This is a genomic window from Streptomyces sp. ATLC9, assembly GCF_057196705.1.
In genome coordinates, this window is the sequence record NZ_JBXUOY010000143.1 from 1 (window position 1) to 13,237 (window position 13,237).

Annotated in this window: 11 protein-coding genes; 3 read left to right on the top strand and 8 right to left on the bottom strand. The window is 73.7% G+C overall.

What is annotated here, in order from left to right:
- Positions 1-136 precede the first annotated feature (136 nt).
- Entirely contained in the window at positions 137-1,426 is a 1,290-nt protein-coding gene (locus AC2CJA_RS15850) for a M18 family aminopeptidase (protein ID WP_484603353.1), read from the top strand.
- A 154-nt stretch (positions 1,427-1,580) separates the two neighbouring features.
- On the top strand, positions 1,581-1,811 hold the full coding sequence (locus AC2CJA_RS15855; RefSeq protein WP_093850961.1) for a DUF6458 family protein: 231 nt from the start codon (positions 1,581-1,583) through the stop codon (positions 1,809-1,811).
- Positions 1,812-1,859: 48 nt separating this feature from the next.
- Here AC2CJA_RS15855 and AC2CJA_RS15860 read toward each other — a convergent pair whose 3' ends face one another.
- On the bottom strand, positions 1,860-3,725 hold the full coding sequence (locus tag AC2CJA_RS15860) for an NHL domain-containing thioredoxin family protein (protein ID WP_484603354.1): 1,866 nt from the start codon (positions 3,723-3,725) through the stop codon (positions 1,860-1,862).
- Positions 3,726-3,841: 116 nt separating this feature from the next.
- Positions 3,842-4,648: a carbon-nitrogen family hydrolase gene (locus tag AC2CJA_RS15865; RefSeq protein WP_484603355.1), complete on the bottom strand. Its 807-nt coding sequence runs from the start codon at positions 4,646-4,648 to the stop codon at positions 3,842-3,844.
- A 177-nt stretch (positions 4,649-4,825) separates the two neighbouring features.
- On the opposite strand from AC2CJA_RS15865, the gene AC2CJA_RS15870 reads away from it, so the two are divergent.
- Positions 4,826-5,650 carry a maleylpyruvate isomerase family mycothiol-dependent enzyme gene (locus tag AC2CJA_RS15870; protein WP_484603356.1) on the top strand — a complete coding sequence of 275 codons (825 nt, stop codon included), beginning with the start codon at positions 4,826-4,828 and terminating at the stop codon, positions 5,648-5,650.
- Between the two features lie 36 nt (positions 5,651-5,686).
- On the opposite strand, the gene AC2CJA_RS15875 is transcribed toward AC2CJA_RS15870, so the two are convergent.
- The 6 genes from AC2CJA_RS15875 to AC2CJA_RS15900 form a co-directional block, all read right to left on the bottom strand.
- Positions 5,687-6,946 (bottom strand): MFS transporter, encoded by a 1,260-nt coding sequence (locus AC2CJA_RS15875; RefSeq protein WP_484603361.1) that lies wholly within the window; start codon positions 6,944-6,946, stop codon positions 5,687-5,689.
- Positions 6,947-7,026: 80 nt separating this feature from the next.
- Positions 7,027-7,704, bottom strand: coding sequence for a GntR family transcriptional regulator (locus tag AC2CJA_RS15880; protein WP_484603357.1), 678 nt, complete (start codon positions 7,702-7,704; stop codon positions 7,027-7,029).
- Positions 7,705-7,829: 125 nt separating this feature from the next.
- Complete coding sequence (locus tag AC2CJA_RS15885; RefSeq protein ID WP_484603358.1) at positions 7,830-9,311, bottom strand: dihydrolipoamide acetyltransferase family protein; 1,482 nt, start codon at positions 9,309-9,311, stop codon at positions 7,830-7,832.
- A 27-nt stretch (positions 9,312-9,338) separates the two neighbouring features.
- Positions 9,339-10,319 (bottom strand): alpha-ketoacid dehydrogenase subunit beta, encoded by a 981-nt coding sequence (locus AC2CJA_RS15890; protein ID WP_241715649.1) that lies wholly within the window; start codon positions 10,317-10,319, stop codon positions 9,339-9,341.
- A 1-nt stretch (position 10,320) separates the two neighbouring features.
- Complete coding sequence (gene pdhA, locus AC2CJA_RS15895; RefSeq protein ID WP_484603359.1) at positions 10,321-11,490, bottom strand: pyruvate dehydrogenase (acetyl-transferring) E1 component subunit alpha; 1,170 nt, start codon at positions 11,488-11,490, stop codon at positions 10,321-10,323.
- A 478-nt stretch (positions 11,491-11,968) separates the two neighbouring features.
- Positions 11,969-12,997, bottom strand: a complete 1,029-nt coding sequence (locus AC2CJA_RS15900; protein ID WP_484603360.1) for a phosphotransferase — start codon at positions 12,995-12,997, stop codon at positions 11,969-11,971.
- Between the last annotated feature and the right edge of the window lie 240 nt (positions 12,998-13,237).

The window sequence follows — 13,237 nt, forward strand, 5'->3', positions numbered from 1 at the left end:
GGGCCGGCCGGCCCGCCGCCTCCGCTCCGTACGGCACCCGCGTCCGCCCGCCCCGGGGGGGGCGGACGCGGGCGGGCGGGGGTCCCGTTCCCAGGTCAGGGGGGAGCGGGAACCCTGCCGTTCGTATGCTGGACACATGAGTAATCCCAGCCGCTTCGACCGTGGCCACACCGACGACCTGGCCTCCTTCCTCGCCGCCTCGCCCACCCCCTACCACGCGGTCGCGAACGCCGCCGAGCGGCTGGAGAGGGCGGGCTTCCGGCGGCTGGCCGAGACCGACGCCTGGGACGGCGGCGGCGGCGGCCGGTACGTACTGCGCGGCGGCGCGATCATCGCCTGGTACGTGCCCGGGGGCGCCACGCCCGCCACCCCCTTCCGGATCGTCGGCGCCCACACCGACTCCCCGAACCTGCGCGTCAAGCCCGTGCCCGACACCGGCGCGGCCGGCTGGCGGCAGATCGCCGTCGAGATCTACGGCGGCACCCTGCTCAACACCTGGCTCGACCGCGACCTGGGCCTGGCCGGACGGCTGGCCCTGCGCGACGGCTCCACCCGCCTGGTGAACGCCGACCGGCCGCTGCTGCGCGTCCCCCAGCTCGCCATCCACCTCGACCGGGAGGCCAACAGCGGCCTGAAGCTGGACCGGCAGCGCCACATGACGCCCGTCTGGGGCCTGGGCGAGCCCCGCGAGGGCGATCTGGTGGACTTCCTCGCCGCCGAGGCCGGTCTGGACGCCGCCGACATCGCCGGCTGGGACCTGATGGTCCACAGCGTCGAGCCGCCCGCCTACCTCGGCCGCGACCGCGAACTGCTCGCCGGGCCGCGCATGGACAACCTGCTCTCCGTCCACGCCGGCACCGCCGCCCTGATCGCGGCCGCCGGGGCCGGGGACCCGCCGTACATCCCGGTGCTGGCCGCCTTCGACCACGAGGAGAACGGCAGCCAGTCCGACACCGGCGCCGACGGCCCGCTGCTGGGCAACGTGCTGGAGCGCTCCGTCCTCGCGCGCGGCGGCACACCGGAGGACCGCGCGCGGGCGTACGCGGGCACCGTCTGCCTCTCCTCGGACACCGGCCACGCCGTGCACCCCAACTACCCCGAGCGCCACGAGCCGGGCCACCACCCGATGCCGAACGGCGGCCCGATCCTGAAGGTCAACGTCAACCAGCGCTACGCCACCGACGGCACCGGCCGCGCCGTCCTCGCCGGCGCCTGCGAGCGGGCCGGGGTGCCGTGGCAGTCGTTCGTCTCCAACAACGCCGTCCCCTGCGGCACGACGATCGGCCCCATCACGGCCGCGCGGCACGGCATCGCCACCGTGGACATCGGCGTGGCGATCCTGTCGATGCACTCCGCCCGCGAACTGTGCGGCGCGGACGACCCGTTCCTGCTGGCGAACGCCCTGACGGCCTTTCTGGAGGCCTGACCGGCCCGGGCCCGCGGCGTCCGCCGACAGGCCGTCAGAAGCGCTGAGGGGGCCGGGACCGGCCGACTCGCACGGCACTCGGAATGCAAGTCCCGCCCAGGGGTACCCGGTTGACTGAACGAGCCCTCAACCAGCCGGACGGAGGCGGTTCTTCATGGGCATGGCACTGACCATCGTACTGATCGCGGTGGGCGCGATCCTGACCTTCGGGGTGAACTGGGATATCTCCGGGGTCAACCTCGATGTGATCGGCCTGATCCTCATGGCGGTCGGCTTCATCGGGCTGGCGTCCTACGTGGCCATCTTCAAGCGCCGCCGTGTGCAGCCGCCGAGCCCGGCGGCCCCGGTCGTCGAGGAGAACCACCGCCACCAGTGGCGCGCCTGACGCCCGGAGCGTCCGCACGGCGTGCGGACGCTCCGGCGCGCTCCGGCGCTACGCGTCGCCGTCCAGCCCCGCCAGCACCAGCGGCAGCCGGGAGACGCCGTCCGCGGTGACGCGCACGGGCACGCCCCAGTCCTGCTGGTGGACATGGCAGGCCGGATACTCGTTGGCCGGGTCGTCGTCGCAGGAGGCGGCCATCGCCGAGACGTGCAGCACGCCCTCGGCGACGCCGTCGGCGAGCACCAGCTCCCGGCTCAGGTCGGTGCCCTGCCCCGCGCCGTCCGCCAGCAGCTCCGGCGGTGTGGAGCTGACCAGCAGCCGGGTGGAGGGGCCGTAGCGGGTGTCGAGCTTCTGGCCGGGCGGGGCCTGGAAGACCACGTCCAGCCGGAGCGCACCCGGCGCCACCCCGGTCGCCTCGCGCCGGGTGCGGTGGGCGACGGACTCGACCCGTACCGCCTCCTCGGGCAGCCGCAGCCGGGTCAGCCGGTGGCGGGCGGACTCCACGACCACGATGTCGTCCCCCACCAGCACGGCGTCGGACGGCTCGCGCAGATCCGTGGCGAGCGTGGTGACCTCCTCGCTCGCCGGGTCGTAGCGGCGCAGGGCGTGGTTGTAGGTGTCGCAGACCGCCACCGATCCGTCGGGCAGCGCGGTGACGCCCAGCGGGTGCTGGAGCAGGGCCTGGCCGGCCGCTCCGTCCCGGTGACCGAAGTCGAACAGGCCGGTGCCGACCGCCGTGCGCAGCACGTATCCGCCGCCCTCGCCGCCCTCGCCGTCCGTGGCGCGCTCGGCCCAGCGCAGCGCCGAGGTCTCGGAGTCGGCGATCCACAGCCGGTCCCCGGCCGCCGCGAGCCCGGAGGGCTGCGCGAACCACGCCTGGCCGGCCGGGCCGTCCACCAGGCCCTCGTTGGTGGTGCCCGCCGCGACCGCGACCGTCCCCGCCTCCGGGTCGTACGCCCACAGCTGGTGGACGCCCGCCATGGCGATCCACAGCCGCCCCTCCCACCAGGCCACGTCCCACGGCGAGGACAGGTCCACCTCGCGCGCGGGCCCGGCCGCCGGCGAGCCCTGCCACCACTGGCGGCCCGTGCCGGCGAGCGTGGTGACCTCGCCGGAGGCCGGGTCCCAGGCCCGCAGCGCGTGGTTGACGGTGTCGGCGACGGCCACCCTGCCGTCCGGGAGCGGCGCCAGGCCCTGCGGCTCGTTGAAGCGGGCCTCCTCCCCCGGGCCGTCGGCCAGCCCGCGCGTCCCCTCACCGATCCGCCGCACCACCGTCTCGCCGTCCGGCTCCAGCTCCACCAGCTGGTGCCGGGTGGTGTCGGTGACCAGCAGGTTGCCCGAGGGCAGCACGAGCGCCTTGCCGGGAAAGCGAAGGTCGGTCGGCTCCGGCTCCGGCGGCACGTACGGGCCGTCGCCCCGCCGCAGGGTGCCCTTGGCCTCGTGCTCGGCCTCCAGCTCCGTCACCAGCTTCTCGATGGCGTGGACATGGCCCTCGCCCGCGTGCTGGGCGACGACGTACCCCTCGGGGTCGATGACGACGAGGGTGGGCCAGGCGCGCACCGCGTACTGCTTCCAGGTCGCCAGCTCGGGGTCGTCCAGGACGGGGTGGTGCACCCCGTAGCGCTCGACGGCGTCGACGACGGCCCGGTGGTCGGCCTCGTGGACGAACTTCGGCGAGTGGACGCCGACGACCACCACGGTGTCGCCGTGGCGCTCCTCCAGTTCGCGCAGCTCGTCGACGACGTGCAGGCAGTTCACACAGCAGAAGGTCCAGAAGTCGAGGACGGTGATGCGTCCCCGCAGGCCGGCGAGGGTCAGCTCCTTGCCGCCGGTGTTCAGCCAGCCGCCCTTGCCGATCAGTTCGGGGGCGCGGACACGGACACGGCGGCGGGGGGCGGCGGGGACGAGGTCGGTCATACCCCCCAGTGTGCCAAGTTCCCGCACGCGCCCTCGCGCGGCTCCCCGCCGCCCGCCGCGGCTCACGGGAACAGGACGTCCTGCGGCGGTTGCGCGGTGGGCGGTGGCGGTGGCGCTCAGCGCAGCACCCGGTCCCGCAGGACGGGGAAGTCCTGGCGGACCTTGTCGACGTACGCCGGGTCCAGTTCGGCGGTGACGACCCGCTCCCCGGCGTCCGGCGCCTCGGCCAGCGTCTCGCCCCAGGGGTCGATGATCGCGCTGCGGCCCGCCTGGGGGACGCCCGCGTGGGTGCCCGCGGTGCCGCAGGCCAGCACGTACGCCTGGTTCTCCACGGCGCGGGCGCGGGCCAGCAGGGACCAGTGGGAGGCGCGGCGGGCGGGCCAGCCCGCCGGGACCACCAGCGCCCGGGCGCCGGCGTCGGTCAGCGCGCGGAACAGTTCGGGGAAGCGCAGGTCGTAGCAGGTGGCCAGGCCCAGGGTGATGCCGGGCAGGGCGACGGTGACCGGTTCGGCGCCGGCGGACATCAAGGTGGCCTCGCCGCGGTCGAAGCCGAAGCGGTGGATCTTGCGGTACGCGGCGGTCCGCTCGCCGTCGGGGGAGAAGACCAGGGAGGTGTTGTACAGGGCCGTTCCGCCGGGGCCGCCAGGGCCGCCGGGGCGCTCGGCGCGTTCCACGACGGAGCCGGCGTGCAGCCAGACCCGTGCCTCGCGGGCCGCCTCGGACATGGCCCGTGCGGTGGGGCCGTCCAGCGGCTCGGCGCCGGTCTCGAAGGAGTCGAAGGCGAAGGCCCCGACCGTCCACAGCTCGGGCAGGACCACCAGATCGGAGGCCGTCTGCTCACGGACGAGCGAGGCGGCCCGCAGGCGGCGCGCTTGGACCGTTTCGTCCCCGTCCACACCGATCTGGATGAGAGAGGCGCGCACCGTACCACCGTCCATGGGTTCGAGGGGGCCAAACGCCGGTCGAAAGCCGGTCGAAAGCAGCCTACGATCGTCACCCGAAAGGCCTGTCAGGCTGCTTGCCCGCAGCGTAACTTGAGAGCACCCAGTCCGCGAACCCACACCATCCACACGTATTCAGCACGTATCCGAGGGGTCCCGTTGACCGACCACCCTAGCCTTCAGCCCTACGCCGACGCCTGGGCCCACTCCATCGAGGCGATATCCGAGCTGGTCTCCCCGCTGGCCGAGGGCGAGTGGAACCGCGCGACCGAGTGCCCGGGATGGTCGGTCCGCGACATCGTTTCCCATGTCATCGGGTCGGAGTGCGAGATGCTGGGAGACCCCCGCCCCATCCACACGCTGCCGCGGGACCTGTTCCATGTGAAGGACGAGGTCAGCCGCCGCGTCGAGGTCCAGGTGGACGTGCGGCGCTGCCACACCGCCCCGGAGATGACCAGCGAGCTGGAGTACACGATCATCCGCCGCTCCCGCCAGCTGCGGAACGAGAAGCGTGGGCCGTCGACGATGGTGATGACCCCGCTCGGCCGGGAGATGACGCTGGAGCGGGCGCTGCGGCTGCGGGCGTTCGACGTGTGGGTGCACGAGCAGGACCTGCGGCGGGCGCTGGGCAGGCCGGGCAACCTCGACTCCCCCGGCGCCCACGTGGCGCGGGACGTGCTGGTGGACGGGCTGCCCAAGGTGGTCGCCAAGGACGCCGGGGCGCCGCCGAACTCGGCGGTCGTCGTCGACGTGAGCGGGCCGGTGGAGTTCATGCGGACCGTGCGCGTGGACGCCGAGGGCCGGGGCACGGTGGACGGCAGCGTCTCGCTGGGTCCGGCGGTCACGCTGGCGACGGACTGGGAGACGTACCTGCGGCTGGCCTGCGGGCGGGTGCGGCCCTCGGCGGTGCGCGAGGACCTCAAGATCGAGGGCGACCAGGCCCTCGCGGACGCGATCCTCGCGCACTTCGCCGTCACGCCCTGACACCTCCGCGGGGCCGGCCCGGGGCCGCGTCCCGTCTCACACCGGTACGTGCACCGCCTCGACGCGGCTGGCCACCACCCGCTCGCGCTCGCGGCGATGCGCCCGGCCGCGCAGCCGCAGGATCTGGGCGGTGCCCAGCGCCTGGAGGACGAAGACGGAGGCGAACGCGATCCGGTAGTCGTCACCGGTCGCGTCCAGCAGGACGCCCACCGCCAGCAGGGTGGTCATGGAGGCCGTGAAGCCGCCGATGTTGACGATGCCCGACGCCGTGCCCTGCCGCTCGGGCGGATTGGCGGGGCGGGCGAAGTCGAAGCCGATCATCGAGCCCGGACCGCAGGAGCCGAGCACCACGCACAGCAGCACCAGCGCCCACAGCGGCGCCCGCCCCGGCCAGCCCAGCACCATCGCCCAGACGGCGGCCGTGGCCAGCACCGTACCGAGCGCGATCGGCGCCCGTGCGGTGTGGTGCCGGGCGATGACCTGGCCGTAGACCAGCCCGATGGCCATGTTGGAGAGCACCACCACGGTCAGCAGGGTGCCGGCCTCGGCGCGGGTGCGGCCCTGCGCCTCGACGAGGAACGGCATCCCCCACAGCAGCAGGAAGACCATGCCGGGGAACTGGGTGGTGAAGTGCACCCACATGCCCAGCCGGGTGCCCGGCTCGCACCACGCCTCGGCGAGCTGGCGGCGCGCGTAACCGTGCTCGCGTGCCGGCCCCTGCCCGGGAGCGGAGGCGGGCGGGGAGGCGGGGACTCCCTCGGGCCGGTCCCGGAGGAAGAGCAGGACGAGCACCAGGACCAGCACGCCCAGCCCGGCACTGCCCGCGAAGGTCGGCGTCCAGCCGAAGGTGTCCAGCACACGCGCCAGGACCAGTGTGGTCAGCAGGTTGCCCGCCATCCCGAACAACGCCGCCACCTGGGCGATCAGCGGACCGCGGCGGGGCGGGAACCAGTTGGAGCCCAGCCGCAGCACGCTGATGAACGTCATGGCGTCCCCGCAGCCCAGCAGCGCGCGGGCGGCCAGCGCCATGGCGTACGAGCCGGAGAGGGCGAAGGCGAACTGGCCGGTGGTGAACAGCACGATGCCCAGGACCAGGACCTTCCTGGTGCCCCAGCGGTCCACCAGCAGGCCGACGGGTATCTGCATCCCGGCGTAGACCAGGAGCTGGAGGATGGAGAAGGACGACAGGGCCGAGGCGTTGATGTGGAAGCGGTCGGCGGCGTCGATGCCCGCGACGCCCAGGCCGGTGCGGTAGGTGATGGCGGTGAAGTAGACGGCGACGCCCAGCCCCCACACGAAGGCGGCCCGCGGGCCGCCGAGCCGCGCTCCGGAGGCCGGTGTTCGGGAGGCCGGTGTTCCGGGCGGTTCCCCGCCGCTCACCGGACCCCACCGCGCAGCAGGTGCCGCACGGAGCCGACATGGCCGCGCACCGCCTCGGCGGCGGCCTCCGCGTCCCCCGTGCGCAGTGCGCGCAGGATCTCGGTGTGCTCGGTGATGTTCTTGGCGATCCGGTCGGGGTGGGAGTGCATCACGGCGACGCCCATGCGCAGCTGGCGGTCACGGAGCTGGTCGTACAGGCGATCCAGGATCTGGTTGCCGGCCGCCCTGACCACGGTGGCGTGGAAGCACCGGTCGGTGGCGGCGACCGCCGCCAGGTCGCCGGTCCCGGCCTGTCGCCGCTGCTGCTCCAGGAGTTCGCCGAGCCGGTCCAGCAGGTCGCGCGGCGCGGGGGCGACCTTGCGCACGGCGTGCTCCTCGACCAGCAGCCTGGTCTCGACGACATCGCCGATCTCCTGGACGGAGACGGGCAGGACGAGCGCGCCCTTCTTGGGGTAGAGCCTGAGCAGCCCCTCGGCCTCCAGGCGCAGCAGCGCCTCCCGCACGGGGGTGCGGGAGACTCCGACCGCCCCGGCCAGCTCGCCCTCGGTGAGCAGGGTCCCGCCCTCGTAGCGGCGCTCCAGGACGGCCTGCTTGACGTGGGCGTAGACGCGTTCGGCGGCGGGCGGCGCCGGATTCCGGGCCGGGGCCGGACCCGGGGAGGGCTGGAAGGACATGTGCACACCATAGATACAACAGATATGCGCGCACACCCCGGTCCGTCACGCGGGACGGGGTGCGCCGGGCCGGGTCGGCCGGCGGCACGGTGCGCGCCGCCGGCCCGTCAGGACCCCCGGGATCCTCAGGCCCAGGTGATCAGGCGCTTGGGGTGCTCCAGGACGGCCGCGATGTCGGCCAGCACCTTGGAACCCAGCTCGCCGTCGACCAGCCGGTGATCGAAGGAGAGCGCCAGAGTGGTGACCTGGCGCGGCTTGACCTTGCCCTTGTGGACCCACGGCTGGAGCTTTACCGCGCCGAAGGCCAGGATCGCCGACTCCCCGGGGTTGAGGATCGGGGTGCCGGTGTCGACGCCGAAGACGCCGACGTTGGTGATCGTGACCGTGCCGCCCTGCATGTCCGACGGGGAGGTCTTCCCCTCCCTGGCGGTGACGACCAGATCGCCCAGCGCCCGCGCCAGCTCCGGCAGGGTCTTGGCGTGCGCGTCCTTGATGTTCGGCACGATCAGACCGCGCGGGGTGGCCGCGGCGATGCCCAGGTTCACGTACTCCTTGTGGACGATCTCCTGGCCGGCCTCGTCCCAGGCGGCGTTGACCTCCGGGTTGCGGCGGATGGCGACCAGGAGCGCCTTGGCCACCAGCAGCAGCGGGTTGACCCGCAGACCCGCCATGTCCGGGTCCTGCTTGAGCTCCTGCACCAGCTTCATCGTGCGGGTGACGTCGACGGTGACGAACTCCGTGACGTGCGGCGCGGTGAAGGCGCTGGAGACCACCGCCTGGGCGGTCGCCTTGCGCACACCCCTGATCGGCACCCGGCGCTCGCGCTCGCCGGTGCTCCACACGGCCGGAGCCGGGGCCCCGGCCTGGGCGGGGGCCGCCCCGGGTGCGGTCCCGGTCACGGCGGCGGCCTCGTGCGAGGGCGCGGGAGCCGCGGCGGCGTGGACGTCCTCGCGGGTGATGATCCCGTTCGGGCCGGTCGGGGTGACCGCGGCCAGGTCCACTCCCAGGTCCCTGGCGAGCTTGCGCACCGGCGGCTTGGCCAGCGGGCGGCCGGCGGCCGGTTTCACCGGGTCCTCGGTGGCGGGCGCCACGGCCGGGGGCGTGGTGGTGGCGTCCGTGTCCGCCTGGACGGCGACCCGCGCGTCCCGTACGTGGTTCTGCCGCTGCTTGCGCGGACGCCGCTTGGTCGAGGCGGTGCCGACGCCGTAGCCGACCAGCACCGGCTGGCGCTTGGCGCCCTCCTCGGGCTCCGCCTCCGGCTCGGCCGGGGCGGGCGCCGCCCCGGCGGGCTCGGCGGCGGGTGCCCCGCCGGTCTCGGCGGGTCCGGCCGACGGGTCGGTGTCCACCGTGATGATCGGGGTGCCCACGTCCACCGTGACGCCCTCTTCGAAGCGCAGCTCGTGCACCACGCCGTTGTACGGGATGGGCAGCTCGACGGCCGCCTTGGCCGTCTCCACCTCGCACACCACCTGGCCGTCGGTCACCGTGTCCCCGGGTCCCACGTACCACTTGAGGATCTCGGCCTCGGTCAGGCCCTCGCCCACGTCCGGCATCCTGAACTCGCGGATGCGCTGGGCAGCGGCCCCGGCGGCAGCCGTATCAGTCATCGTCACGACTCTCCTCAGCCTCTACTCTCAGTACGCCAGCGCGCGGTCGACGGCATCGAGCACCCGGTCCAGGTTCGGCAGGTACTCGTCCTCCAGCCTGGCCGGCGGGTACGGCGAGTGGAACCCGCCCACCCGCAGCACCGGCGCCTCCAGGTGGTAGAAGCACCGCTCGGTGATCCGGGCGGCGATCTCCGAACCCGTGCCCAGGAAGACCGGCGCCTCGTGGACCACCACCAGGCGGCGGGTCCTCTCCACCGACGCCTGGATCGCGTCGAAGTCGACCGGGGACATCGACCGCAGGTCCAGCACCTCCAGCGACCTGCCCTCCTCCTCGGCCGCCGCGGCGGCCTCCAGGCAGGTCTTCACCATCGGCCCGTAGGCCGCCAGCGTCAGGTCGGCGCCCCGGCGGGCGACGACCGCCCCGTGCAGCGGTCCGGGGATGGCCTCGGTGTCGACCTCGCCCTTGTCCCAGTAGCGGCGCTTGGGCTCGAAGAAGATCACCGGGTCGTCGGAGGCGATCGCCTGCTGCATCATCCAGTACGCGTCCGAGGCGTTGGACGGCGAGACGCACTTCAGACCCGCCACGTGCGCGAACAGCGCCTCGGGCGACTCGCTGTGGTGCTCCACCGCGCCGATGCCGCCGCCGTAGGGGATGCGGACGACGACCGGCAGCTTGACCTTGCCCAGCGCGCGGGCGTGCATCTTCGCCAGCTGGGTGACGATCTGGTCGTAGGCGGGGAAGACGAACCCGTCGAACTGGATCTCCACCACCGGCCGGTAGCCGCGCAGGGCCATGCCGATCGCGGTGCCGACGATGCCGGACTCGGCCAGCGGGGTGTCGATGACCCGGTCCTCGCCGAAGTCCTTCTGCAGTCCGTCGGTGATGCGGAAGACGCCGCCGAGCTTGCCGACGTCCTCACCCATGATCAGGACCTTGGGGTCGGTCTCCAGGGCCTTGCGCAGCGACTCGTTGAGCGCCTTGGCCATGGGCATCCTGGTGTTGGCCATCTCAGCGGCCCTCCTCGTCGGCGAAGGACGCCAGGTACTCGGCGAACTGGGCACGCTCCTCGTCCACCAGCGCGTGCCCGTCGGCGTAGACGTTCTCGAAGATGGCCATGGTGTCCGGGTTCGGCATGGTCCGGATGGCCTCGCGCACCCGCAGCGCCAGCGCGTCGCTGTCCTGGTCGAGCCCGGCGAGCCAGTCGGCGTCGATCAGGCCCTCCTTCTCCAGACAGGTGCGCAGCCGCAGGATCGGGTCCTTGGCCTCCCACTCCTCACGCTCGGCGTCCTTGCGGTAGCGGGTGGGGTCGTCGGAGGTGGTGTGGGCGCCCATCCGGTAGGTGAACGCCTCGACCAGGGTCGGGCCCTCGCCGGTGCGGGCGCGCTCCAGGGCGGCCCGGGTCACGGCCAGCACCGCCAGCACGTCGTTGCCGTCCACCCGGACGCCGGGGAAGCCGAAGCCCGCGGCGCGCTGGTAGATCGGGACGCGCGACTGCTTCTCGGTGGGCTCGGAGATCGCCCACTGGTTGTTCTGGCAGAAGAAGACCACCGGCGCGTTGTAGACCGCGGAGAAGGTGAACGCCTCGGCCACGTCGCCCTGGCTGGACGCGCCGTCGCCGAAGTAGGCGATCACCGCGCTGTCCGCGCCGTCCTTGGCCACGCCCATCGCGTAGCCCGTGGCGTGCAGCGCCTGCGAGCCGATGACGATGGTGTAGAGGTGGAAGTTGTTGCCGCTGGGGTCCCAGCCGCCGTTGTTGACACCGCGGAACATGCCCAGCAGGTTGGTCGGGTCCACCCCGCGGCACCAGGCCACGCCGTGCTCGCGGTAGGTCGGGAAGACGTAGTCGTCGTCCCGCAGCGCCCGGCCCGAGCCGATCTGCGCGGCCTCCTGGCCCAGCAGCGACGCCCACAGGCCCAGCTCGCCCTGGCGCTGCAGCGCGGTGGCCTCGGCGTCGAACCGGCGGGTGAGGACCATGTCGCGGTACAGGCCGCGCAACTCGTCCGGGGTCAGGTCCAGCGAATAGTCCGGGTGCTCGACCCGCTCGCCCTCCGGCGTCAGCAGTTGTACGAGCTCGGGGCGCGCGGCCGACTGCGAACGCTTCCTCGCCCCGCTCGTCGTGGTGCGCTTTCCGCTGCTGCGGCGCGGCTTGCTGCGCGCGGCAGTGCTCTCCACGGTCACTTGTGCTCCTCCGTCTGTCCGGCCCCCGGGGTCGCCGGGAAGCCTGGGGGTTCCCCGCCGGTGGCAGGGAGAGGCTCGCCCGGATCCGTACGGCCCACGGGGGTAGGTGCGGCGCGGACGGAACCGAGCGGTGACAGGTGTCCCGTTCGACGGCCCGCTGTCAGCACGTTACCCAGTACCTCCGCACATGCGCGAAGGGTCCCTGACCTGCAATTTTGCTTGGGTTTCCAAGTAAATCGCAAAAGCCTGGAACGTCACTGGTCACAGCCTCGCAAGCGCCTGGGACAAACGCACGTTATCCCGGTACCGAAGTGACGGGAAGAGCTGTGGGTAAGTGACGCCGAGATGGCGCCTTGTCGGTATGTGAGACGGACACGGAGGGTGAAGAGGCGTACGGTCCCGCAGGAGCCGCGTACCGCCCATACGCCGCCCACCGGCGGAAGTACGGGCACAACCGCGGGCACGGCCACGGGCGGAACTACAGACAGAAGGCGTCGCGTACCGCCTCGTAGCGCCCGGTCCACCACACCACCAGCGCGGAGGCCGCCGGGAACTGCGGATCGGTACGGCGGTCGCGCAGGTGGTAGTGCCAGCGCAGCATCCAGAAGTCGTTGAGCCGCTCCCACCACACCCGGTGGACGGCCGCGGCCATCTCCTCCGCCCCGGCCCCGGTGGCGGCGCGGTAGGCGCGGGCGTAGGACCGGATCTTGGCCAGGTCCAGGGCGCCGCCGGGCCGCAGGAAGAAGATGACGGCGGCCCGCACCGCCTCCTCGGCGCGCGGCCGCACGGCGAGCCGGTCCCAGTCCACGATCGCGACGGGCTCCCAGGGGGCCCGGTCCCGGTAGAGCAGGTTGAGGGGGTGGAAGTCGCCGTGCACCCACCCGGCGACCGGCTCGGCCCCGGCGGGCGGGCGGCGGTGGGCGTGGCGCTCCAGCAGGGTCCGGCGTTCGCGCAGCCGGTGGTCGGCCAGCTCGTCGAAGCAGTCGCGCCGGCTCCGGGTGCGCACCCGGGCCAGCAGCTCGTCGATGAGGCCGAAGGTCACCTCCGGATCGGCGCTGGGCTCGGCCGAGCACTCGGCGTCGGGCACGGGCGCGACCTGCCCCAGCCGTACGTGCACCAGGCCCAGCAGCGCGCCCAGGCGGCGCGACTGCCCGCGCGAGAGCTCACCGCCGTCGCGGTGGCGGCCGTCCACCCACGGGTGGAGGGCGTAGCAGCGGTCCTCCACCACGGCGACGGTCCGCCCGGAGGCGTCCTCGACGGGCGGTACGACCGGGACCCCGAGGTCGCCGAGGCGGACGGTGACGCGGTGCTGCCGCTCGATGCGGGCCGGGTCGCGCGGATCCCCGTCGAGGTGGTGCTTGAGGAAGAACCGGCCCCGCGTGGTGGACAGCCGGTAGCCGCGGTTCAGCAGCCCCTGGGCCACCGGCTCGCAGGAGATCGGCTCCCCGGCGCCGAAGCGCCGCACCAGCGTGGCGAGGGTGACGCGGGAGAGGTGGGGAGACTGCACGCCGGGGATCGTAAATCACCGAGAGCGACCGTCCGGACGCGTTGTGCGCCGGGGGCGCGGAGGTGGTATAGGCGGCGGGAGCCACCCGGAGCCACCCGGAGCCACCCGGAGCCACCCGGGGCCACCCGGGGCCACCCGGGGCCACCCGGGGCCGCCGGGCGGGCCCGTGTCCTGCCGGGGCCGGGTCACCGCCGCCGGGTCAGCCTCCGGCGCCGCCGCCGGGACCGCCCGGCGCTCCCC

What these genes read in the sequence shown, in the direction of transcription:
- AC2CJA_RS15850 (WP_484603353.1), top strand. Translation starts at nt 137, where the DNA reads ATGAGTAATCCCAGCCGCTTCGACCGTGGCCACACCGACGACCTGGCC.
- AC2CJA_RS15855 (WP_093850961.1), top strand. Translation starts at nt 1,581, where the DNA reads ATGGGCATGGCACTGACCATCGTACTGATCGCGGTGGGCGCGATCCTG.
- AC2CJA_RS15860 (WP_484603354.1), bottom strand. Translation starts at nt 3,725, where the DNA reads ATGACCGACCTCGTCCCCGCCGCCCCCCGCCGCCGTGTCCGTGTCCGC.
- AC2CJA_RS15880 (WP_484603357.1), bottom strand. Translation starts at nt 7,704, where the DNA reads ATGTCCTTCCAGCCCTCCCCGGGTCCGGCCCCGGCCCGGAATCCGGCG.
- AC2CJA_RS15885 (WP_484603358.1), bottom strand. Translation starts at nt 9,311, where the DNA reads ATGACTGATACGGCTGCCGCCGGGGCCGCTGCCCAGCGCATCCGCGAG.
- AC2CJA_RS15890 (WP_241715649.1), bottom strand. Translation starts at nt 10,319, where the DNA reads ATGGCCAACACCAGGATGCCCATGGCCAAGGCGCTCAACGAGTCGCTG.